General features: G+C 40.7%; 19 protein-coding genes and 1 pseudogene. 8 read left to right on the forward strand and 12 right to left on the reverse strand.

Features of this window, described 5'->3' with window-relative positions; all coding sequences use genetic code 11:
* The first annotated feature begins 166 nt into the window (after positions 1-166).
* Positions 167-1,459 carry an anti-phage deoxyguanosine triphosphatase gene (locus J5X91_RS02960; RefSeq protein ID WP_208834039.1) on the forward strand — a complete coding sequence of 431 codons (1,293 nt, stop codon included), beginning with the start codon at positions 167-169 and terminating at the stop codon, positions 1,457-1,459.
* A gap of 87 nt (positions 1,460-1,546) precedes the next feature.
* On the opposite strand, the pseudogene J5X91_RS02965 reads toward J5X91_RS02960, so the two are convergent.
* Positions 1,547-3,703: pseudogene (locus J5X91_RS02965) on the reverse strand (prolyl oligopeptidase family serine peptidase).
* 158 nt (positions 3,704-3,861) lie between these two features.
* Here J5X91_RS02965 and J5X91_RS02970 point away from each other — a divergent pair.
* A complete protein-coding gene (locus J5X91_RS02970) occupies positions 3,862-4,170 on the forward strand; it encodes a DUF962 domain-containing protein (protein WP_058373217.1) in 309 nt (102 codons plus the stop codon).
* Positions 4,171-4,387: 217 nt separating this feature from the next.
* Positions 4,388-6,970 carry a TonB-dependent receptor gene (locus J5X91_RS02975; RefSeq protein WP_208834040.1) on the forward strand — a complete coding sequence of 861 codons (2,583 nt, stop codon included), beginning with the start codon at positions 4,388-4,390 and terminating at the stop codon, positions 6,968-6,970.
* A gap of 109 nt (positions 6,971-7,079) precedes the next feature.
* On the opposite strand, the gene J5X91_RS02980 is transcribed toward J5X91_RS02975, so the two are convergent.
* The 3 genes from J5X91_RS02980 to J5X91_RS02990 all read right to left on the reverse strand — a co-directional run bounded on the left by J5X91_RS02980 (position 7,080) and on the right by J5X91_RS02990 (position 10,398).
* Positions 7,080-8,081 (reverse strand): branched-chain amino acid aminotransferase, encoded by a 1,002-nt coding sequence (locus tag J5X91_RS02980; RefSeq protein ID WP_254910712.1) that lies wholly within the window; start codon positions 8,079-8,081, stop codon positions 7,080-7,082.
* A gap of 224 nt (positions 8,082-8,305) precedes the next feature.
* Positions 8,306-9,358: an acyl-CoA desaturase gene (locus tag J5X91_RS02985; protein WP_208834041.1), complete on the reverse strand. Its 1,053-nt coding sequence runs from the start codon at positions 9,356-9,358 to the stop codon at positions 8,306-8,308.
* The gene (locus tag J5X91_RS02990; protein WP_208834042.1) at positions 9,355-10,398 is read right to left on the reverse strand and encodes an FAD-binding oxidoreductase; all 1,044 of its coding nucleotides are present in this window, start codon (positions 10,396-10,398) and stop codon (positions 9,355-9,357) included. The genes J5X91_RS02985 and J5X91_RS02990 overlap by 4 nt, the downstream gene beginning before the upstream one ends.
* Positions 10,399-10,625: 227 nt before the next feature.
* On the opposite strand from J5X91_RS02990, the gene J5X91_RS02995 reads away from it, so the two are divergent.
* Positions 10,626-10,799 (forward strand): DUF6435 family protein, encoded by a 174-nt coding sequence (locus J5X91_RS02995; protein ID WP_182677052.1) that lies wholly within the window; start codon positions 10,626-10,628, stop codon positions 10,797-10,799.
* A gap of 28 nt (positions 10,800-10,827) precedes the next feature.
* Here the strand turns inward: J5X91_RS02995 and J5X91_RS03000 are convergent, their stop codons facing one another.
* The 5 genes from J5X91_RS03000 to J5X91_RS03020 all read right to left on the reverse strand — a co-directional run bounded on the left by J5X91_RS03000 (position 10,828) and on the right by J5X91_RS03020 (position 14,488).
* Entirely contained in the window at positions 10,828-11,421 is a 594-nt protein-coding gene (locus J5X91_RS03000) for a DUF2238 domain-containing protein (protein WP_208834068.1), read from the reverse strand.
* A gap of 42 nt (positions 11,422-11,463) precedes the next feature.
* Positions 11,464-12,255, reverse strand: coding sequence for an SDR family oxidoreductase (locus J5X91_RS03005; RefSeq protein ID WP_089368159.1), 792 nt, complete (start codon positions 12,253-12,255; stop codon positions 11,464-11,466).
* A gap of 51 nt (positions 12,256-12,306) precedes the next feature.
* Positions 12,307-12,810, reverse strand: a complete 504-nt coding sequence (locus tag J5X91_RS03010) for an Mpo1-like protein (RefSeq protein WP_011327946.1) — start codon at positions 12,808-12,810, stop codon at positions 12,307-12,309.
* An 87-nt stretch (positions 12,811-12,897) separates the two neighbouring features.
* Positions 12,898-13,305 carry a hypothetical protein gene (locus J5X91_RS03015; protein ID WP_208834043.1) on the reverse strand — a complete coding sequence of 136 codons (408 nt, stop codon included), beginning with the start codon at positions 13,303-13,305 and terminating at the stop codon, positions 12,898-12,900.
* A gap of 229 nt (positions 13,306-13,534) precedes the next feature.
* On the reverse strand, positions 13,535-14,488 hold the full coding sequence (locus J5X91_RS03020) for a LysR substrate-binding domain-containing protein (RefSeq protein ID WP_011327944.1): 954 nt from the start codon (positions 14,486-14,488) through the stop codon (positions 13,535-13,537).
* Between the two features lie 108 nt (positions 14,489-14,596).
* Between J5X91_RS03020 and J5X91_RS03025 the strand changes: the two genes are divergently transcribed.
* Positions 14,597-15,544, forward strand: coding sequence for a sodium-dependent bicarbonate transport family permease (locus J5X91_RS03025; protein ID WP_011327943.1), 948 nt, complete (start codon positions 14,597-14,599; stop codon positions 15,542-15,544).
* Between the two features lie 422 nt (positions 15,545-15,966).
* Positions 15,967-17,136, forward strand: a complete 1,170-nt coding sequence (locus J5X91_RS03030) for an MFS transporter (protein WP_089368155.1) — start codon at positions 15,967-15,969, stop codon at positions 17,134-17,136.
* Between the two features lie 131 nt (positions 17,137-17,267).
* On the opposite strand, the gene J5X91_RS03035 is transcribed toward J5X91_RS03030, so the two are convergent.
* Positions 17,268-17,675, reverse strand: a complete 408-nt coding sequence (locus J5X91_RS03035; RefSeq protein WP_011327941.1) for a hypothetical protein — start codon at positions 17,673-17,675, stop codon at positions 17,268-17,270.
* A gap of 343 nt (positions 17,676-18,018) precedes the next feature.
* On the opposite strand from J5X91_RS03035, the gene sbcB reads away from it, so the two are divergent.
* A complete protein-coding gene (gene sbcB / locus J5X91_RS03040) occupies positions 18,019-19,464 on the forward strand; it encodes an exodeoxyribonuclease I (protein ID WP_208834044.1) in 1,446 nt (481 codons plus the stop codon).
* Positions 19,465-19,696: 232 nt separating this feature from the next.
* Here sbcB and J5X91_RS03045 read toward each other — a convergent pair whose 3' ends face one another.
* Positions 19,697-20,578: an NAD(P)-dependent oxidoreductase gene (locus tag J5X91_RS03045; protein WP_208834045.1), complete on the reverse strand. Its 882-nt coding sequence runs from the start codon at positions 20,576-20,578 to the stop codon at positions 19,697-19,699.
* A 118-nt stretch (positions 20,579-20,696) separates the two neighbouring features.
* Here J5X91_RS03045 and J5X91_RS03050 point away from each other — a divergent pair, with 118 nt between their 5' ends.
* Positions 20,697-21,191, forward strand: coding sequence for a glutathione peroxidase (locus J5X91_RS03050; protein WP_208834046.1), 495 nt, complete (start codon positions 20,697-20,699; stop codon positions 21,189-21,191).
* Between the two features lie 53 nt (positions 21,192-21,244).
* On the opposite strand, the gene J5X91_RS03055 is transcribed toward J5X91_RS03050, so the two are convergent.
* Positions 21,245-22,570: a sodium-dependent transporter gene (locus J5X91_RS03055; RefSeq protein WP_011327935.1), complete on the reverse strand. Its 1,326-nt coding sequence runs from the start codon at positions 22,568-22,570 to the stop codon at positions 21,245-21,247.
* Between the last annotated feature and the right edge of the window lie 21 nt (positions 22,571-22,591).

Genomic DNA, 22,591 nt, shown 5'->3' on the forward strand with positions numbered 1-22,591 from the left:
TAAATTATGTATGGGTAATGCACATACATACGAAGCGTTATTATACCTAAGCCACTTTATAAAGGCGAACTTTCACTAACTGCGCAAATACCGTACAACGTGTGCACTCGCAATTTATAGTTCATGGGTATATTCTAACGTTATTAACTAATTACGAGTCAGTAGTATGGACAAACAGTGGCAAAGCCGAATTATAGAACAATATAAACACCGCCCTAATGATAATCGCTCACCGTGGCAGGTTGATCGCTCACGTATTATTCATGCTGCTGCGTTTAGGCGTCTGCAAGCTAAAACCCAAATTATGGGTATTGGCTTAAACGACTTTTACCGTACTCGCCTTACTCACTCATTAGAAGTGTCGCAAATTGGCACCGGCATACTGCGCCATTTAAAAGTACAACACAGCGACTTTAGCCATTTTCCGTCAACCGGATTACTAGAAACCCTATGCTTAGCCCACGACATTGGCCACCCGCCGTTTGGTCATGGCGGCGAAATTGCACTTAATTATATGATGCGCGATCACGGTGGTTTTGAAGGCAACGCGCAAACGCTGCGTATTGTTGCCAAGCTTGAACCATACAGCGACGGCCATGGTATGAACCTTACCCGCCGCACCTTATTGGGCTTTATAAAATACCCTGCATTTATAAATAAGCTTTGGCACACTATCCCTAAAGCAAACCCTGAGCGTGCATTTATTAAAGCAGACGATTGGCGACCAGCTAAAGGCTTATATAACGACGATGCGGCTATATTCAATTGGATAGTAGAGCCCTTGAGTCAAAACGATAAAAGCTTGTTAAGTAACCACACGGCAATAGATAAGTACCGCGCTAAAACCAGCTATAAGTCGCTCGATAGCGCCATAATGGAGCGCGCCGACGATATAGCCTATGCGGTACACGACCTAGAAGATGCCATAGCCACCAAAGTACTTACTCTTGATGATTGGCAAACCCATGCTTTACCACAACTGCAGGCGCTTAACTTTAGCTGGTTAAACGATATGCTTGAATCACTCACTTTACGACTGTTTTCAAAGCATGATTTTGAGCGCAAAGATGCCATAGGCGAACTGGTTAATACCTTTATCATTCATATTCATTTAGATGTGCAAAACGAAGCGTTCGAATGCCCTATTTTAAAATACACAGCCAAGCTAGAAACTCAGTACGAGAGTGTACTGCAAATACTTAAACACTTTGTGTTTCAGCGCTTAATTCGCAACCCTAAAATGCAACAAATTGAGTTTAAAGGGCAAAACCTACTGATTGAATTATTTACCGCTTTTGCCAGCGATCCGCTGCGGTTATTACCCGAAACCACGCAAGCCCAGTACATAGAGGCGCAAAAACAAAACCAAGGTATGCGTATTATTTGCGATTACCTCAGTGGTATGAGTGATGAATACGCCTATAAAACCTATCAACGGCTGTTTTCACCCGTTCAATAATGAGTGGCTTATAAACGATTAATAAAAAACCGAGTAAGTTAATTTACTCGGTTTTTTTGTGGTTACTTCACTTTTAAAAGGTCGTAATTAAAGTGACTTAACTCCCATGTTATAAAGCGTAAAGCCATACATATCCGCGTACAAATCAATAATTTTACTCGTTGGTGTGCCTGCACCATGTCCGGCGTTTGTTTCAATACGAATAAGCGTAGGGTTTGCACCGGCTTGTTTAGCTTGTAACTGCGCAGCAAATTTAAATGAGTGCGAAGGCACTACTCTATCGTCATGATCCCCTGTTGTTATCATAGTTGCAGGGTATTCTATGCCCGCTTTTACATTATGCAGCGGTGAATAGTTTTTTATATAAGTAAACATTTCTTTGCTTTGCTCACTGGTTCCATAATCGTACGCCCAGCCTGCGCCTGCAGTAAATGTATGGTAACGCAGCATATCGAGTACGCCTACAGCCGGCAGCGCTACTTGAAACAAGTCAGGTCGCTGGGTCATAACTGCGCCTACCAATAAGCCACCATTTGAGCCACCACGCAGAGCTAAACGCTGTTTAGATGTGTACTTTTTGCTTTGTAAATACTCAGCTGCGGCAATAAAATCATCAAATACATTTTGTTTTTGTAATTTAGTGCCTGCATTGTGCCACTCTTTCCCATACTCACCACCACCGCGAATATTGGCCACCGCATACACACCGCCTTGTTCAAGCCAAGCGGCAGTGGTTGGGCTAAAGCTTGGCGTTAAGCTAATATTAAAACCACCATAACCATATAAAATAGTTGGGTTTGAACCATCTAACTTTATACCGTTTTTGTAGGTAATTATCATAGGTACTTTAGTGCCGTCTTTTGAGTTATAAAACACTTGCTCAGAGGTGTAATCGTCACTATTAAAATCAACGCCAGATTTACGATAAACACCCGACTCCCCTGTAGTTACATCAAACGTATAGGTCGTTCCTGGGGTTTTGTAATTGGTAAAAGAGTAATACAGCGTTGTTTGCTCTTTTTTGCCACTAAAGCCACCCGCTGTGCCCACACCCGGCAAGGTAATATCGCGAATTAGCTCCCCCTTTTTGTTGTACTGTTTCACTTTTGAAATAGCATCAACCATGTAATTTGCAAAAAAGGTATCGCCGCCTTTAGTCAGTTTTAATACATTTTTGGTTTCGGGAATAAAGTCTTGCCAGTTTTGCGGGCCAGGATCAGCTGCATCTACCGTCACTACTTTTTGATTTGGGGCATTTAAGTTAGTCACTAAAAACAGCTTGCTACCTTCGTTATCAATAACCGATGTATCTGAGTCAGTGTTTCCTACAATAGTCACAAACTCGCTGTCTTTTTGAGTTAAGTCTTTAATAAATAGCTTATTACCCGAAGTAGAAGTACTAGCCGAAATAAGTAAATAACGGCCATCATGCGTTACATCTGCTCCTACATAACGATGTTTTTGCTCATCGGTTGCACCAAACACCAGTTTATCGGTTGCTTGATCAGATCCTAAAGTGTGATAGTACACTTTATGCTGATCGGTTTTAGCCGACAACTCACTGCCTTCAGGTTTATCGTAGCTAGAATAGTAAAAACCCTCGTTGCCTAACCAATCTATGCCACTAAATTTCACATCAACTAAAGCCTGCTCCACTTGCTCTTTAGTTTACGTGTCTATAATAATAATTTTGCGCCAATCACTGCCACCTTGAGATATTTGATACGCGAGTAATGAGCCATCTTTTGAAAACGACAACCCCGACATAGACGTAGTGCCATCGTCGCTAAACGTGTTTGGATCTAAAAACACCTCAACGTCACCACCCTCTTTACTGCGATATAAAACATACTGGTTTTGCAGGCCATCGTTTTTATAAAAGTAGGTGTAATCGCCCTCGGTAAAGGGAGCGCCTATTTTTTCGTAGTTCATTAACTTTTCAAGACGTTGCTTTAACTTATCGCGATAAGGAATTTGCTCTAAATACGAAAAGGTTACCTTGTTTTGTGCTTTAACCCAGCTGGCAGTCTCTGCGCTCATATCATCTTCTAACCAGCGATATGGGTCGGCCAGTGTTTCGCCAAAGTAGCTATCTACTACCTCACCCTTTTTAGTTACTGGGTAGCTCACTGAATTTGCTTGGCTCATAGGTGCTTTAACTTCTTTATTAGTTGCGGTATTTGTTGGCTCTGAACAGCCACTAAGTGCTACAAGAACAGCACATGCTAGGGTTTGTTTAAACATTTATCGTTCCATTATTATTGATTTTTAATAGTAGGCCTAAGTTATTAACTTTAAGCAAGTTTGTCTAGCTAGATACGTTCAATACCACTTGTCGCTGTAAACAAGTGTAAACTTAGGCTTTAATAAGATTACACAGCATTAATAAATAAGAGCAGTACATGCCCAGCCCTAAATTTAATAGCTTTAAAGCATTTTACCCCTACTACTTAACAGAGCATCGCAATATTACGTGCCGACGCTTGCACTTTATTGGCAGCACTTTAGTACTTTTTGTTATTGGCGTAGCGGTGCTTAAATCGCAATACCGTTTATTGTGGTTGTTACCTGTAATTGGCTATGGTTTTGCCTGGGTTGGGCATTTCTTTTTTGAAAAAAACAGACCCGCTACCTTCAAGCACCCTTTTTACAGTTTGTGGGGCGACTGGGTTATGTTTAAAGATATGCTCATTGGAAAAATAAAGTGGTGAGTTATATCTAGTAAACAATGTAGTGAGTTATAGCTAATAAAATAAATTTCTATCATTAACCCCTCACTTTAAAGTAAACATTATGTTTATTGAATGTTATTCAATTGACTGCCTTTGCTGCTTGGGTATATGTTAAAAGATGTAATTTTAATTAGCTCAATTGTTACTGCAAATTTAACTGAACTAATTTACTGCGTTTTTGAATGAGGGAATCAACATGAATAATAAATTATTATTAAAACTGCAAAAATCAACGCCACTCACTGTGTGCGCGCTAAGCGTATCGGCGGCATTACTGGGCTCTATGTACGCATCTGCTGCTGAGCAAGACACCCAAGCCGAGGAAAATATTGAACAAATTAGTGTTATTGGCTCGCGCCGACTAGGCCGAACTGTAGAGGACAGCCCAGTTCCAATTGATATTATTGGTGCCGATTCGCTTAAAAACTCAGGCCAAACCGAAACCAACGCCCTGCTTAGTAGCTTACTGCCTAGCTTTAACTTTCCGCAAGCATCACTTACCGATGGTAGTGACCATGTGCGCCCAGCTCAACTGCGTGGTTTAGCACCCGATCATACCTTAGTCCTTGTTAATGGTAAGCGCCGCCATAGTAATGCACTACTTAATTTAAATGGCTCAACGGGTCGAGGCTCATCATCGGTTGATTTAAATGCTATTCCGGCCAATGCTATTGCCCGAATTGAGGTACTGCGTGATGGCGCTGCTGCGCAGTATGGATCCGACGCAATAGCCGGGGTTATTAATATTGTACTTAAAAGTGCCAGTAGTGGCGGTTCTGTATCGGCTATATATGGCGCAAACATGACCGAAATGGATGGCGTGCCTGAACTTAAATCGGTATCAGAAGATGCCAATGGTAATTTAGCCTTTAACGAAGGGAGCGACCGTTCATTAACCGATGGTCAAACGTTAACACTGCAAGGCAATATGGGATTTGAGCTAGGCGATAACGGTTTTTTAAATATATCTACCGAATATCGCGATCGTCATTCAACCAATCGCTCTGACTACGACCAACGTGAAAACTACGCTCGTTTAGATGATGGCTCCGTAAATGGCGCACTCGATCCACGCGAGTTAACCTGGGATCGCTACAATCATAATTTTGGTAATGGTAATGTAGAAGACTTTTCTGTTTTTTATAACGCAGGATATGAGCTAACAAATAACGCTGAACTGTATTCTTTTGGCTCTTATAGTAAACGTGAAGGCGAAGGTGGAGGTTTTTACCGCCGCGCGCAAGATGATCGTAACGTCACCGAAATTTACCCCGACGGCTTTTTACCGGTTATCACCTCTGATATAAATGACTTTTCTCTCGCATTGGGCGTTAAAGGCTTTGTGAGTGAGTGGAATTACGATGTATCTGCCGTATACGGGCTAGATGACTTTGAATTTGGTGTAATAGATAGCGTAAATACCTCGTATGGGCCAAGCAGCCAAACACGTTTTGATGCCGGTACACTTACCTACGACCAACTTACGCTTAATGTTGATTTTAGCCGCGAGGTTGATGTCGACTTTTTAGCCAGCGGCTTAAACATTGCTGTAGGTGCTGAGTACCGCCGCGAAGGCTACGAAATTCAAGCAGGCGAAGAAGCCTCTTATGCCCAAGGTACATTTGGCCCTGGTGGTGCAGTAACCGATCCAGTGAACGGCCCATTTGGTTCAGCAGGCTCGCAAGTGTTCCCTGGCTTTACCCCTGAATCGGCAAGCGATAACAGCCGCCATAATGTAAGCTTATACGTAGATTTAGAAGCCTACATTACCGACAACTGGAACTTAACCGTTGCAGCGCGTTACGAAGATTACTCTGACTTTGGTGATACCTTAAACGGTAAAATTGCCACACGTTATACACTAACCGAAGATTTAGCGCTGCGCGCCTCAGTATCAACCGGTTTTAGAGCGCCTTCGCTACAGCAACAACATTTTACTTCAGTTGCTACTGTATTTGTTGATGGTGAACCCACACAAACCGGTACTTTTGCACCCAGCAGTAACGTTGCAAAAGCACTCGGATCACCTGGCCTAGATGCCGAAGAAGCCACCAACTATGGAATAGGCTTTACTTGGTCAACCGACTTTAATTTCAGCTTATCGGTAGATTACTATCAAATACTTATTGATGACCGTATTGTACTGTCGAATAACTTATCTGGCGCTGCTATTGCCGATTTACTCGAAGGTACAGGGGCTAATCAAGGACGATTTTTCTTAAACGCTATTGATAGTAAAACTCGCGGTGTTGATGTGGTTGCTTCATATAACCTAATTACAGATAACTACGGCGATGTAGCATTTAATTTAGGCTTTAACTATGGCAAAAACCAAGTAACAGACATTATTGCCCCACCTTCAGAGCTGCAAGGCGCTGGGTTTGATCAAGACAACTTATTTTCTGGTAACGAACTACGTCGCTTTGAAGTAAGTACCCCGCGTAATAAATATAACTTAAGCGCGGTTTGGACTATGGATGATTGGCGTGCCACCCTACGAAACACTCGCTACGGCGAAACCCAAGATCCATCGGATATTGCACAGCGTAACGAAGTTTTAAAACCTAAATGGATCACCGATTTAGATGTAGCCTACGCAGTAACTGACAATGTATCGGTAAGCTTAGGTGCTAATAATATTTTTGATGTATACCCAGATCCAACCCGCGACCTAGTTGATGACGTAACTACATTCTCACGCTTATTTTCGTACTCAAGCTTTTCGCCATTTGGTTTTAATGGCCGCTACGTTTACGGCAAAATAGAAATGAGATTTTAATCCGCTAAGGTGTAAAGCTATTTAACCTAAGCGCTAATTAAATAGCAAAAATACAAAAGCCACCTAATTAAAGTTAATTAGGTGGCTTTTTAGTGGGTTAAATTAAAAACTAAATTTTAGTTAACCAACCGTGTGTATCTGCAGTTTTACCCCATTGAATATCGTTCAATGCTTGGCGCAGGCGCGCCGTAGTTGGGCCAGCTTCGCCGTTACCAACTTGGTATTCTTTATCATTATGAATAAACGTGCCCACTGGTGTTAATACTGCCGCAGTACCCGAAAGTGCTGCTTCAGTGCCCGGTTTAGCTGCGCGCTCTAAAAGCTCAGTAACGCTAAAGTTGCGCTCGCTTACCGTCATACCTAAGTCTTTAGCTATGGTTAAAATACTATTACGGGTAACGCCATGTAAAAACGTGCTATCGAGCGCTTTAGTAATAATTTCGTTGCCATCAATTAAAATAAAGTTAGCTGCACCGGTTTCTTGTACGTCGCCGCCTGGACAAAATAAAATTTGATCAGCCTGATGCTTAGTACGTGCTGCTGAGATTGGTCCTAGTGCACTGGCGTAGTTGCCACCACTTTTTATCATGCCCATGTGCGGCGCACAGCGCATACCATCTTCTTCAAGTAATACGCGCAGTGCCGTTGCACCGCCACTAAAGTAATCACCTACTGGCGATAACAAGGTATATAGCAATGAGCTCATTGAAGGCGCAGCGGCTTTACCAATTGCGGCCTCAGTACCAATATGCGTTGGGCGAATATACATAGAGCCCGGTGGTAAAGGCGTTTCATCTGCATATTGGCGCACAATATCAATAATCATGGTTTTTAGCATCTCGCCATCAACACTTGGTAAACTAAGCAATTCAGAACTCTGCTGCATGCGCGCAATGTTTGCATCCATTCTAAAAATATAGACTGAGCCATCTTCATGGCGAAAGGCTTTTAAGCCTTCAAAACATGTGCTTGAATAATGTAAAACGTGAGCGCCAGGATGCAGTTCAAGCTTATCAGAAGGGACAATTGAGCTTTCGCTCCATTTATTATCAGAAAAACGAGCTTGAATCATCTGCGGCATAAACACAGTACCAAATGCGGCCATTTTAATCTCTCTTGTGTGGTCTATTTTTCTCCATTGTATGACAACCAACTACTACTTAACCATAGCAAAATGGCCTGTTTTTTAATTAATTAGAAGAATTTTTTGCATGTAGTGATGGTTATTTAATCAAAAAAGCCATTTTCAACACTTTAATGCAATAATCAGCTAACGCCTTTACGCTAACCGATTATTTAATGCAGGCATTACCGTTACAGCTACTTTATTAATCATTATTTAAAAGAATACCGAAATATACGCTTTAACACCGAGGCATATTGACTAAAAAACCCACCAGTATTGTAAGCAATCCCTTGTTTTTGCAATACTGCTTGTACTTGCGGTGCCACTTCTTGATAACGCGACGAAGGCATATCTGGAAATAAGTGATGCTCAATTTGAAAACTCAAATGCCCGGTTAATACATGAAACCAACGCGGCCCTTTAATATTTGACGAGCCCAATACTTGGCGGTAATACCACTGCCCTTGGCTTTCGTTTACACAGTCTTGTTCTTTAAAGGTTTCGGTTTGCTCAGTAAAGTGACCACAAAATATAATGGTCGACGTCCATAAGTTACGGATTAAATTTGCCACTAAGTTACCCGTTAATACCCACAAAAATAATGGTCCAGCAAGTAGCGGAAATATCACATAGTCTTTAATTAATTGGCGCGCGCCTTTACTAAAAAAGCGCTGCTTTAAGGTGCTATGCAACACGGCTCCATCGCGGTGTGGCTTCTTTTTACCTATAAACACGCGCTCGCCTGCCAGTTCGTGATACGACACTCCCCATTGAAACAGCACACTTAAATTTAAATAGGTTATAAATTGCCACGTGTTTTTTAAACGCCATTTAAAATCGTCACTTAACCTTAATAAGCCATAACCAAAATCGCGGTCTTTACCTATAATATTGGTGTATGTGTGGTGCTCAAAGTTATGCACTCGGTGCCAACTTTGTCCATCGCAGGCTATGTCCCATTCATAGTTTTGTGAATTAAGTTGCTTGTCGTTCATCCAATCGTACTGGCCATGCATTACATTGTGGCCAATTTCCATATTATCTAAAATTTTAGCAAGGGCGAGTAACAGCACACCCACAACCCACAGTAATGGCACAATAAAACCAAGCATAAGTAAAATACGCCCGCTCCATTCGCATACTCGCTGTTTACGTACAACAGCGCGAATATAATCAGCATCTTGCTGGCCTACTTTGCCAAGGGTGTCCATTTTTATGGCATTTAATTCTTTTTCTAATTGCTCAAAGTTAATGGTTTTCATAATTGTAGCTCCAAATCACTTACCGCTTGGCTTACGCAAAGTTGAATTAACTGCTCGCCGCTATCACTCAATTCACCGGTTTTTAAATTGCGTACCACGCCTGACTTTTTAATACATTGGCACTGATGGCAAATACCAATGCCGCAACCGCGTTTAACGGGTAGCTTTTTTTCTTCAAACTGAGTTAGCAAAACATCGTTGCCCAATACCACATGCGCGCCACTGTTAATTTTTACATTAAATTGGCTGTCGTCTTTTAAGCGCTGCAACGCTAAACCAAATGCCTCTTGGTAGTAATTTAAATCATGCTTTTTAGCAAAGTCACTCACCGTTTGCATAAAGGCTGCAGGGCCACAGCAATAAATATCGGGGTTTTCCCATGGTTTAATATTGCTGGTTATGTCGCTTGATTGCTCGCGCGTTAATAATAAAAACGAAAAATGCTCAAACCGTGCAGCCAGTTCACCCAACTCATCAACACATTGATGCTCAGTTACTTTTGCGTAATACACTAACAACACCTTTTGCGTTGTTTGGCTTAGGTAATCATCAAGCATAGCCAGCATGGGAGTAATGCCCGACCCACCAGCAATAAAAGTGGCCGGTGTATGTGTGCTTTTAAATACAAAGTCGCCGTTTGGCGCAGAAATACTGCACCACAAACCCGCTTTTAAGGTGTTATTTAGTAAGCCTGTAAAGCGCCCTTGTGGATTCGTTTTGATTAGTAAACGCACTAAGCCTGTGTTTTTAAATTGCTGAGCGCTTGAAGCCACAGTAAAAACACGCGTTAATAATCGCCCGTTAATTTCAAGGGTTAAACTTATATGCTGCCCAGCAGTATGCTTAGGCCATTGTTTACTTGGCTTAAGTTGCACACTTAAAAAACTCCCATTAAGGCTAACTGCGTCAACTACTTGCGCTCTATATTGCCCAGCGCGCCATGCGGGTTTAAACACCTGCATAATTGGCTCTATATAACTGGCAAAACTTTGATGGTGTAAAAACCATTTTGAAAATTGATCTAATATTTGCGTGATCATAAGCACTTAATTCTCTATTGCGATTCAAAACACTTTAGGCTTACACGTGTGCGCCCAAACTTTCAGCGCACAAGTGTACGCTCAATATTTGTGATTTCAACCCTGTTAGAGTAATTATTCAATATTTAGCTGCAGGACTAATTTATACTTTAATAATCGATTTTCCACGCGGCATCGTATGTATACTCAATCAAGCAAATACATTAAAAGTAATTAAGAGAGTAAGCATGTTTTCGATATTTAAATCAGATCCAAGCAAAAAACTACGCAAAGAGTACGACGCAAAATTAGAGCAAGGCATGCAGGCACAGCGTAAAGGCGATATTAAAAGCTACGCTATGTTAAGCGCCGAGGCCGAAAAAATTTGGAGTGAAATAGAAAAAATAAACGCTGAAAAGTAATATACTTCTTAGCGTTGAAGAAAGATTATTACAAATCGTTTTTAGGCTGTTTTAGCTGCTTGTCGTGTACTTTAGAAAGTACTAACAGCGAGCAAATAGCACCTAATAGTGCTAATCCCATATCTGATTGGGTATCCCAAATATAACCTTGGGTGCCTAAAAACGCTTCGGCATTTTCGCCGCTCAACAATGCCACCCACCACTCTAGTAGCTCATAAAAAGCACTAAAGGCTAAGCATATCGAAATAATAAACGTAATGAGCCACCCTTTGCCATTAACTGCATTTTTACGCAGTAAAATTTCGCGTGCTAATAATGCAGGTACAAAGCCCTGAAAAAAATGCCCTACTTTGTCGTAGTTATTTCGCTCACTGCTAAATAAATTATCGAATAGCGGTACTTCAGCATAGGTGTAATGGCCGCCTACCATCAACACAATACAATGCGCTAAAATAAACCAATATAAAATAGGGGTTAACTTAAATTGTTTATAGGTGCCAAGCATAATTACCACACCAATAATGGCTGGTAGCACTTCTAAAAACCAAGTAAATTGATCTTTTGGGTTTATGCCCGACCAGATCAGCACGCTAAAAAATAATCCGAGCCATATATACTTTATTATCATTTTTATACTCAACTATAGCTTTCTTGAATTTTGGTATTATTTAAAGTTAACTTTAGCTGTTAAACGGTTAAATAAACGCGGAAAAAAGCGTTTAATGGTAGGAGCCCAACCACTTAAGCCTTGGCCAACAATCACTTCATCTTTTTTGCTATTAATAGCGTTAATCATTTTTGATGCGGCTACTTTAACATCCATGCCATTTTCTATAGCTTGCTCAGATTTATTTTGTGCAACACCTTGCGGGTTTAATGAGTTGTGCGCAATCGCGGTTTTTATAAAACCTGGGCAAATTGTTAAACAATGAATGTTATGCTCTTTTACTTCTGCGCGCAGGCAATCCATAAACCCCACCACAGCAAATTTAGTGCCTGAGTAACCGGTTCTTAGTTTAGAGCCTACCTTTCCTGCCACACTACTTATAGCTACAACCGAGCCACTTTTTCTTGCAACCATAGAGGGCAGTACCGCTTTAGTTAATGCCACTAAACCAAAATAGTTAACCTCCATTAATTGGCGGTACACTTTAAAGTCGTTTTCTAAAAATAAGCTACGCTGCGATATGCCACCGTTATTAATTAAAATATCGATTGCGGGCAACTCATTTATTGCCGCGGTAACTTTACTTAATACTTCTTCGGGCTTTGCTAAATCGAGTGGCAATATTAAATGCCCTTCTCCTTTTAGTTCAGCCTTAAGCGCTGTCAGTTTTTCAACATTACGCGCCGATAAAATAACGCTAGCACCTAGCTCTGCAAACTGTATTGCCAGCTCCTTACCTATGCCCGATGACGCACCGGTGATCCACACTGTTTTATTATTATAATTCATACTTTGTTACCGTATTTTTATGCTTTAGTTACAGCACGTTAGTTATTGTGTTTATGGCTTGGTTGGGCCGGCAATATCGGTTACTTGCTGCTCTAGCTTTTTATAACAGCCCAACATAAATAATAGCTCTGCAGTTACATACAAAGGGCCAATAATAAGCCCCGATATATCATCTATAAACGCGGGTTTTTTACCTTCAAAATAATGGCCAGCAAACTGTAAAATCCAACCAAATACAAACAGCCCTACACTAATCGTTAACCAAGGAGTAAATGCCATGGCTGCAATAGGTTGCGCGCCCACAAGTAATATAGTTAATAGCACAGCCATAATAAGGCCCAACGACACACTCAACATTAAATAATACACAACTGATACAAATACAATAAGTTGTCCGCCATCTATAACAAGGCCTCCCAACGGGATCTGAATGCGCGCCAATAAGCACAATACGGCAAATACAATTAGCGGAATGCCTAACAGGTGGGTGAGTACATTGCGTTTTGAGCGGTGATAAAGCCCGTAGTTACCTAGTTGCTGCTGCAGGGTTTTCATTAGTAATCCTTGTTTATTTTTGTTATAAGTTTTTACCTTAGCAAAAGTAAGCACAATAACAATGTAAACTATTCAATATTATGTAAATTAAATAAGTGCAAAAATTATTTTTCCCGGCTCATGCTGAGGTTTCATATCCATTCGATCGCGCCCTTGTTGGTATTCTTGCTCAAGCATTTTTTCAAGTTCGTTAATTTTATCTGCAATTACATCAAGATCAGCGCCTTGCGCTTGTAACTCTTTAGTCAGCTCCTCTATTGCCGCTTTTAGCTCGTCTATTTTGTCTTTATTTACACCTAAACGCTGATAAACAAGCGCTTCTTCGGCTTTTTCTAAAAATGATTGCTCTTTAGGGGCTGAGTTTATGCCTTTAACATCACCTGCTTTTTCATCAATAGGGGGATTGGTTGCCGCAACTTCGCTTGGGCTTGCCGCTTTATTTACACTAGAGGAATTATAGTTACTGTATTGATTTTTAAACGTTATTGTAGTCATTAGCTCAAAACCCATTGTTGCGTTACAAGCTATGCAGCAATTTTGGTTCCAACTAAGTAAAAGAGCCCTAACAAAATCTAAACTTAAACCTTACTTAGCTTTATTTAAAATAAAAGCAAAATAATAAATAGTTAGAGCTAAGTATTATGGGTGTTTTTATAACCATGTATTGATAGCAATATAACTATTATAAGTAGTTATATTGCAACATAACTACTATTTTTAAAATTTAACTTTTAGGTTCTAAATGTAATCTATGAAGTTCATTGCGTACCCATTTTGTATCAAGGTAGTGCTCTAAATTAGCTTGGGCAAACTTTAAAAAGCTGCGCGCTGCGTGCGAAATGTGTCTGTCGGTACGCATTACAAAGTACCATTGGCTGGCTATATCGGTGTCGATCACATGCAGTTTTGTATAGCTATTATCATCTTTTGGTAAAACATGATGCGACAGCAAGCTAATTCCCATACCCGACGACACTGCAACCCGTATGGCTTCGTTACTCGCCATTTTAACGCCGTCGCTAAGTACTAAGCCCCTACTTTGTAGCTCACTTTCAAATAGCATACGTGTGGCAGATCCGTTTTCACGCAGTAAAAAGCGATATGGCATTAAGTCCGCCAACGTTACGTTTTTTTTATTCAATAGAGGATGATTATTAGGCACTATAAATTCTAATGGATTATGTAAAAACCGAGCAGCTTGGGCTTGCTCTAACGATGGTGGGTGGCTAAAAACGTAAATGTCGTCTTCTCCACGCTCAAAGCGAGCTAATACCTCTTCGCGATTGCCAATTTCCAGCGGTAACTCTACATGCGGATGCAAATTACTATAAGGGCCGAGTAATTTAGGTAAAATATATTGCGCCGTATTTACCATGGCAATTTTACATCGGCCTCGCTCGCCTCCACGTAATTCGGCTAAAAAATCTTGGTAATCTTCAAAATGAGCAAACACCTGCTTGCAGGTTCTAAATAGCTCAAGGCCAGCCTCGGTTACCTGTAACTTTTGCTGTTGCATAGTTATTAGTGGCTCTCCTATTTCTTCTTGTAAGCGCTTTATTTGAAGTGAAACAGTAGGTTGCGTTAAATAAAGCTGCCTTGCTGTTTCACTTAACGAGCGGGTTTTTACTACACTCATAAACACTTCTAGTAATCTAAACGATATATGCCTTAAATCCATACCCACCTCATAGATAGTTATCTATACATAACCACTGTTCATTTTATTATTTACTATACAAAGTTTTCTCTACAATAGCGCCACTTAATTTTATAGCTAGGAAACACCGTGCCCGATATTGTTGTTATGTTTTTTATATTAGGTTTAATCGCCGGACTTATACACTCTGATCTTGCTATACCCAAAGCCACTTACGAAACCCTAAGCTTACTGCTAATGCTTACTATTGGTTTAAAAGGCGGTATGGTTTTACACGGTAATTTAAATTGGCAGCTACTCCCTGAAATGGGGGCCATTATGCTGCTTGGGGGGCTTATTCCTTTAATGCTGTACCCTATTTTAAAGTACGTTATTACACTTTCTCATGCTAATAGTGCCAGTATTGCGGCGCATTATGGCTCTGTTAGTGCGGGTACATTTGCTGTTGCGCTTGCCTACGCAGAGTCGTCTAGTTTGGTTGTAGGCGCTGAAGTAACTTTGTATTTAGTGATGCTAGAGCTGCCGGCCATTATTGTTGGCCTGCTAATATATAGAAAATTTAATAAAGAAAGTGCGCCAGCTAAAAAGCTGTCTTTAAAAGCGGTTTGGCACGAAGCGCTAACCAATAAAAGCGTTATTTTACTCGTTGGCGGTGTAATTATTGGCATAATGTATGGCACGCAACAAGGTAGCCAAGTTACCAGCTTATTAACTAACGGCTTTAAGGTTGTACTGGCATTATTTTTACTTGAAATGGGTTTAACCGCAGCGCAAACTTTGCGCCCTGTGCCTTGGCATCATTGGAAGTTAGCTTTATTTGCTATTATTACCCCTTTATTTTTGGGCACGCTTGGCGTAGCAGTCGGTACACTTTTACACCTGGAAATGGGTTCAATTGTAGTTTTAGGGAGCCTAGTTGCCAGTGCCTCATACATTGCAGCGCCTGCAGCCATAAAAGCCGCTATTCCAGAAGCGAATATTGGCCTTGCTATGCTGTGCTCTTTAGGTATTACCTTTCCGTTTAATGTTTTAATAGGTATTGGTTTGTATCATCAATTAGCGCTGCTAATGCAGTAATCAAACGTTTAGTTTTAACTCAGCTGCATAAATTAAAACCGCTCGTTTACAACACATAAAAGTAATCGTTTTAAAGGCTGTTACTTTTATTTGTTGTGCCGCAACTGTTTATAACTTAAAAACACTTACTAATGGTTTGCTCAATAGCTTAAATTTATTGCTCTTATCGCATTAAACCAAGCAAATAAAATAACAAAAACCATACAATTTTAATACGTTTAAAACACAAACACGTCGCAATTGTGCGCTTATTTTACGTAATTGTGCACTTAAAAATTTATTTTCATTGATTAATAAAAAATCACTTTACTTCCTTTCAAAAGAGTCCTACATTCGCCGCAAAATCAACCAACATTAAATAATCGCCTTAAACAGAGTCGGTAAACAGCGTTTATTTATGACCTTAAAATCGGATAATTCTAATGATAGAATTCGTTGCTACTAGCAAGTCAAATAACCCGTTAGCACCTGTTATCGGTTTGTCTTTTTTTGCTATAGCTTCTGGCTTTTTAATGAGCCTGATCCCGCTATCGCTATCGGCATTTAAACTCGATGTAGATCTTGCCCCATGGCTAGCGAGTGTATTTTATTTTGGCTTACTTATTGGCGCTACATGCATTGAACGCATAGTGGTAAAAATAGGCCACAGGTTTGCTTTTATTTTATTTCTTAGTTTATTAATTTTAAGTGTTCTTGCTCAGCTAGTTATGCCTAAAGCTGGGGTTTGGTTAATGGCGCGTTTTGTTGCCGGTATGGCCGTTGCAGGTGTATTTGTGGTGGTTGAATCGTGGTTATTAATGACCAACACGCCTAAAGCTCGTGCTAAACGTTTAGGCCTTTACATGACCTCGCTTTATGGCGGCAGCGCAGTAGGCCAACTTGCTATAGCACCGCTAGGCACGGTAGGTGCTGTGCCCTACTTATTTGTAGTTGGTTTATTATTGCTAGCAATTTTAGCACCGTTATTAATTACATCAGGCCAACCAGATAGCCAAGAACTACAAAAACTGCCATTAAAAGAAATTAAAACCCTTAGCCGTCCAGCAATATTAGGTTGCTTAGCGTCGGGGCTATTACTGGGGCCAATTTACGGATTAATGCCTGTATATATCGCAGCACAAAGCGAGCAAGCTCAATATACAGGTTTGTTAATGGCAATTATTATTCTTGGCGGCATGTTAGTACAGCCACTTGTAAGTTACTTATCTACTCGTATGGGTAAAAACTTACTCATGGCAATGTTTTGCTTTTTAGGTGCAGCAAGCGTGTTAGGTATATTGCAAACAACCAGCTTTAGCGGCTTAGTTGTTAGCTATTTAGTGTTAGGGGCAGCAAGTTTTGCACTTTATCCTATTGCCATTACGCTCGCCTGCGACTCTTTGCCTATGGCTAAAATTGTATCAGCAACCGAAATCATGCTTTTAAGCTACAGCCTAGGCTCTGTGCTAGGCCCAATGCTTGCAGCCAACTTCTCTGATGCAAGCGATGGTATTTTACTTTATTTAGGCGGCTGCTTAGCCACCACCTGTATTTACATGCTAATTAAAAGCATGAAAGACATTCCAACAGGCAGTACACCCGTTGCTGGTTAAACTAGCAACCACATAAATTAGTAATACAAAAATGCCGCTCAGTAAAATGAGCGGCATTTTTTGTTGTTCACAATTAATAATAATACTTTATAAAGGCATCGCCCTTTTTAATCTTTGCTATTTAATGCTTCTTATAAAGATAGCTCTTGTTTAGCGCGCGTTAAGTTATGTGATACAAGTGCGTTTTTATTAAGCTGCACTGCCTCGTATAAATCAGCGATTGCAGCAGTCTCGTTATTTGCTTTTAAACGTGCAACACCACGGTTACTTAACGCGTACGATGTAAGCTGGCGTAGTTTAAATTTAGAGCCTTGTGCATTATTTAATAGTGCTATTGCTTGTGTACACACGGCTTCAGCTTCAGCGTAATTTTTTGACTTAACGTTAAGCGCACAGCTGTTAAACGACTGTTCTAATTGCTGTGGTGCAGTTGCGGTTTCAATAACCATTAATTTGTAATCACTTTGCTCAGCCATTGCAGCAGCTGAACATGTAAGTAGTGAGCTAAGAGCGATAGTTTTGATAAGTGTTAATTTCATGGTCATAGTCCTATTAGTTAAGTCGTGCTTGTTGCCGACAACTGAACTTTAGAGAATTAACACAAAATCGACAAACGATTAAAATAAACTCGATAGGTGAATAAAACTAACCTATAGACTTTAGTCTAGTGATGATTCATTAATTTACTCTCATATAATTTATCTAGTTGTCGTAGCCCCTCTACTTACTTTTTGCTTCACTTATGCTTAAAAAGCAAGCACATCATTTTTCACCCAAAACTATAAACTCCCCCGCCCATATGCCATAATCTAAATAATTCATAATTTTAGTAACTTGGCGCTATTTTTTGCGCTTTAAAGTTAACTACTCAAGGTTTTACGCATGGCATATCAAGAGCAAAATCAAGCAACAATCTATTGGCACGACTACGAGACTTGGGGGGCTAGTCCGCAAAAGGATAAGCCGAGCCAGTTTGCGGGTGTTCGTACCGATCTTGATTTGAATATTATTGGTGAGCCGCTTATTGAATACTGTAAACCGCAGGCGGATTACTTGCCGCATCCTGAGGCGTGTTTAATTACCGGTATTACGCCACAAGTGGCGATGAAAAAAGGCTTGGTTGAGGCTGAGTTTATTGCAAAAATTCATGCACAATTTAGTATGCCAAATACCTGTGTTGCCGGTTATAACAGTATTCGGTTTGATGACGAAGTAAGCCGCTATAGCTTTTACCGTAACTTTTACGACCCGTACGAGCGCGAATATAAAAACAACAATAGCCGCTGGGATATTATTGATTTAGTACGTGCTTGTTATGCGCTGCGCCCAGAGGGCATTGAATGGCCGTTAAAAGAAGACGGCAGCCCAAGCTTTAAGTTAGAGCATTTAACCGTTGCCAACGGTATTGAACACGCTGCGGCGCACGATGCACTGTCCGATGTAACCGCTACTATTGCACTGGCTAAACTAATAAAAGACAAGCAGCCAAAGCTGTATAACTTCTTTTTTAGTTTACGTGGTAAAAAAGCCTTAGCTGAGTTGGTTGATGTATTTAACATGACCCCGCTTGTGCATACCAGCTCACGTATTCCAGCCACCCAAGGCTGTACTAGCTGGGTTGCACCTATGAGCTTTCATCCGGTAAATAAAAATGCCGTAATTTGTTTTGATTTAACTCAAAGCCCACAAGTACTTATTGATTTAAGTGTTGAGCAATTACGTAAACGTTTATATACCAAGCGCATTGATTTAGCTGAAGACGAATTACCAGTAGGATTAAAACTAGTGCATTTAAACAAGTGCCCTATTTTAGCACCTGCTAAAACGTTATTACCTGAAAATGCAGCGCGTTTAGGCATTGACCGCGAGCAATGTTTAAAAAACTTGGCGGTGTTAAAAGCCAATAGCGAGTTGCGCGATAAAGTAACTGAGGTGTTTAACGAACAAGGCGATTACAGCGCAACAACTAACGTTGACTATTTACTTTACGATGGTTTTACTAGCCATGCTGATAAAGCTAAATTTGCGATTATTCGCGATGCAAAACCCGAAGACTTAGCCGATTTAAAACTCGATTTTGAAAATAAAAAGTTTAATACTTTATTGTTTAGATACCGCGCTCGTAACTGGCCGCAAACGCTTAACCAGCAAGAGCTGGATCAATGGCGTCAGTATTGTCAAAACAAGTTAATGCACGGGGAAGATCAACCCTCAATTAACGCTCAAGACTTTATGATCACACTTGAAAATTTAGCCCATGAGCACGACGACAGTGAAAAAAACCTAACCATTTTAAAAGCCTTATATAACTACGCACAAAGCATGTAGCTTGCTTTAAGTTTATTGGTACAAGGCATACAAAAACGCGACGCTTTATAACTAAAGCGTCGCGTTTTTTGTTTTAAGTAAATGAGAAGACATAAAACCAACAATGATCTTTTTAGATCTATCACTTTCTCTAAAAGCGCAGCGCCTCTTAACCTCTTGGTGAATAAATCACTTTACGGGCTTTGCACATCACGCAAGCTTGGCGTCTACAACGATATACTCAAGGTAAACGTTATTTTTTATGCTGTGCTTCAATGCGTGCAAGTAAGCTTGATGTATCGTAGCGGCCACCGCCTAATGCTTGCACGTCGGCGTAGTACCCATCTACTGTGGCTGTCATTGCTAGCGTTGCGCCGTTATTTTTAGCCTCATTAAGCGCTATGCCTAAGTCTTTACGCATCCAATCAACTGCAAAACCAAAGTCGTATTCCCCTGCCCACATGGTTTTGTAACGGTTTTCCATTTGCCACGAACCGGCTGCGCCTTTAGAAATAGTTTCTATTACTTTTTCACCATCAAGCCCTGCTTGTTTTGCAAAATGTAAGCCTTCGGCTAAGCCCTGTACTGCACCCGCAATACAAATTTGATTAACCATTTTACATAATTGCCCTGAGCCTACGCCACCTAACAATTGGCTAAAACGACTAAATGCCGTCATAACAGGCTGCACTTTGGCAAATACAGCTTCGCTGCCACCAGCCATTACTGTAAGCACGCCATTTTCGGCGCCAGCTTGGCCACCCGATACTGGCGCGTCAATAAAGTCGACTTTTAATAACGCTGCTTTTGCTGCCACTTCGCGTGCCACAGTTGCTGAAGTAGTAGTATGATCGACCAAAATACTGCCCGCTTTAATACCGGCTAACACCCCATTTGCGCCATATACTACCGAGCGTAAATCGTCGTCGTTACCCACACACATAAATACAATGTCGGCATCGTTTACAGCTTCGCGTGGAGTGGCTGCAAAGCTGCCGCTAAATTCATTAGCCCATTTTTGAGCTTTAGCTTGAGTACGGTTATAAACGCACACACTGTGCCCTGCTTTTGCTAAATGCCCCGCCATTGGGTAACCCATTACGCCTAAACCTATAAATGCTACTTTCATTGACATAAAAATGACCTATTAAACTGATAACTTAAAAACCATGCCTGATTATGTCAATCGGTTGATAAAAAAGCGAATGAAGTCTTTATAAAGTTTATTTAATAGGAATTTAAGTAGGTGATCTATGGATAGTATTTATCAATTTAATGCAGAATGCTGTAACAAGGCGCTTTTTTCTTTTAAGCAGTTAAAAGGCAAAACGCTACTTATTGTAAATATTGCCAGTGAATGTCATTTTTCGGCGCAGTTAACCGCTTTAGAAAAGCTGTATCAGCAGTATAAAAACAGTGGATTTACCATTTTAGCGTTTCCGTGCAATCAATTTGGCCAAAAGGAGCCGCTTGATAATTTAGCCATTAACAGCTTTTATCAAGCGCAATTTAATACTACATTTGAAATATTAGCCAAAGTAATGGTAAACGGCCCAGAAGCTCACCCCTTATTTAATTACTTAAAGCTGCACACCAGAGGCATTTCGCAAGGACGAGTAATAAAGTGGAACTTCACTAAATTTTTAATTAATTCGCAAGGCCAACTTGTTTCTCGTTATGCGCCGCGCACCAAGCCAGAAACATTAAAGCAGGCAATTGAAAATCAGTTATTGCTAACAGCTAAATAACAAAGCAAAACGAGAGCAAAAGCTCCCGTTTTATTTATAACGTGCAGTAATGCTTAACTACTAAATGCCACATTGGCAAATACCAAGGTCATTAATATTGGGCAAACAAAACGTATGTACTGAGCAAACCAGTAATGCGCGCCGCTAGTTGCTTGGTGTAATTTGTTACCGCGCTGCCATAACCAGCCCACTGTAACAAAGTAAAACAGCCCCATTAACGGTAATTGGTACTGGGTAAATACCATAATAACCAAGCCAAATAACCAATCAAAATTAAGTATTATTAAGCTGGCAAACACTAGCACTACGCCACTAACCAGCCACGTAGCTTTAGTGCGATCAACGCCGTGGTTTTCGACTAAAAACGCCACCGGAATTTCGGTGGTTGATATAGTAGAAGTAACCGAGGCTATCGACATTAATACAAAAAACAATAAACCAACCAATAAGCCAATATCGCCCATGGTGCTGAATAACGCTGGTAAAATGGCAAAAATAAGCTGCCCTTCGCCAATTAATTTACCGTTACTAAACACTTCTACGCCGTTGTGCTGCGCCACATAAATAGCAGGCACAATGAGTAAACCAGCTAAAAAGGCCACACTGGTATCGAGTAGTGCTACGCTGGCAGTCAGTTTTGGTAAGTTAGCACCGGGTTTTAAATACGAGCCGTAAATCATCATACAGCCCACACCTAGCGATAAGGAGAAAAAGGCTTGCCCCATAGCTGCAATAATTAAGTTAGGGTCGAGTATTTGGCTAAAATCAGGTATTAAATACGCTGCAAAGCCATCACTTGCACCATCTAGCGTTGCAATATAAATAATTAAACCAATTAGCAATACTAGTAGCACCGGCATTAAACGCCGTGACCAGGTTTCAATACCCGATTTAACCCCTTTTAAAATAATACTCGCGGTTAAAATAAGCATAAGTGGGGTAAACACAAAATTACGCAGCGCAGAGTCGCTGTGTAAAAATTCGCTAGCGCCGCTAAAGCCTAAAAATGTAGTTACGGGTTCAATAGCATACGACAGCATCCACCCCGCCACTATTGAATAAAAGCTAAGCATTACAATAGCGCCGCCAAGGCCAATATAACCTGCAGCCGCGCCTACTTTAGGGGCTTTATTTTGCCATGCTTGCCTAAGTGCTTTTACCGGATTAGCTTGGGCGTAATACCCTAAATACAGCTCGGTATATAAAGCCGGCAAAGCAAGTAAAAATATAACAATAAAGTAAACCAGTAAAAAAGCACCGCCACCATGATTAGCAGCCTGCGTAGGAAAACCCCATATATTACCTAAACCTACCGCTGCGCCAGCGGCGGCCAATACAAAACCAAGTCGACTTTGAAAACCATCACGCACTTGTGTCATACACCTACAAATCTGTTATTA

The organism is Pseudoalteromonas sp. K222D (genome assembly GCF_017653575.1).
Lineage (GTDB): Bacteria > Pseudomonadota > Gammaproteobacteria > Enterobacterales > Alteromonadaceae > Pseudoalteromonas > Pseudoalteromonas nigrifaciens.

Coding starts and splice junctions, on each gene's coding strand:
- J5X91_RS02960 (WP_208834039.1), top strand. CDS start 167: ATGGACAAACAGTGGCAAAGCCGAATTATAGAACAATATAAACACCGC.
- J5X91_RS02970 (WP_058373217.1), top strand. CDS start 3,862: ATGCCCAGCCCTAAATTTAATAGCTTTAAAGCATTTTACCCCTACTAC.
- J5X91_RS02975 (WP_208834040.1), top strand. CDS start 4,388: ATGAATAATAAATTATTATTAAAACTGCAAAAATCAACGCCACTCACT.
- J5X91_RS02985 (WP_208834041.1), bottom strand. CDS start 9,358: ATGAAAACCATTAACTTTGAGCAATTAGAAAAAGAATTAAATGCCATA.
- J5X91_RS02990 (WP_208834042.1), bottom strand. CDS start 10,398: ATGATCACGCAAATATTAGATCAATTTTCAAAATGGTTTTTACACCAT.
- J5X91_RS02995 (WP_182677052.1), top strand. CDS start 10,626: ATGTTTTCGATATTTAAATCAGATCCAAGCAAAAAACTACGCAAAGAG.
- J5X91_RS03005 (WP_089368159.1), bottom strand. CDS start 12,255: ATGAATTATAATAATAAAACAGTGTGGATCACCGGTGCGTCATCGGGC.
- J5X91_RS03010 (WP_011327946.1), bottom strand. CDS start 12,810: ATGAAAACCCTGCAGCAGCAACTAGGTAACTACGGGCTTTATCACCGC.
- J5X91_RS03015 (WP_208834043.1), bottom strand. CDS start 13,305: ATGACTACAATAACGTTTAAAAATCAATACAGTAACTATAATTCCTCT.
- J5X91_RS03020 (WP_011327944.1), bottom strand. CDS start 14,488: ATGGATTTAAGGCATATATCGTTTAGATTACTAGAAGTGTTTATGAGT.
- J5X91_RS03030 (WP_089368155.1), top strand. CDS start 15,967: ATGATAGAATTCGTTGCTACTAGCAAGTCAAATAACCCGTTAGCACCT.
- J5X91_RS03035 (WP_011327941.1), bottom strand. CDS start 17,675: ATGAAATTAACACTTATCAAAACTATCGCTCTTAGCTCACTACTTACA.
- sbcB (WP_208834044.1), top strand. CDS start 18,019: ATGGCATATCAAGAGCAAAATCAAGCAACAATCTATTGGCACGACTAC.
- J5X91_RS03045 (WP_208834045.1), bottom strand. CDS start 20,578: ATGTCAATGAAAGTAGCATTTATAGGTTTAGGCGTAATGGGTTACCCA.
- J5X91_RS03050 (WP_208834046.1), top strand. CDS start 20,697: ATGGATAGTATTTATCAATTTAATGCAGAATGCTGTAACAAGGCGCTT.
- J5X91_RS03055 (WP_011327935.1), bottom strand. CDS start 22,570: ATGACACAAGTGCGTGATGGTTTTCAAAGTCGACTTGGTTTTGTATTG.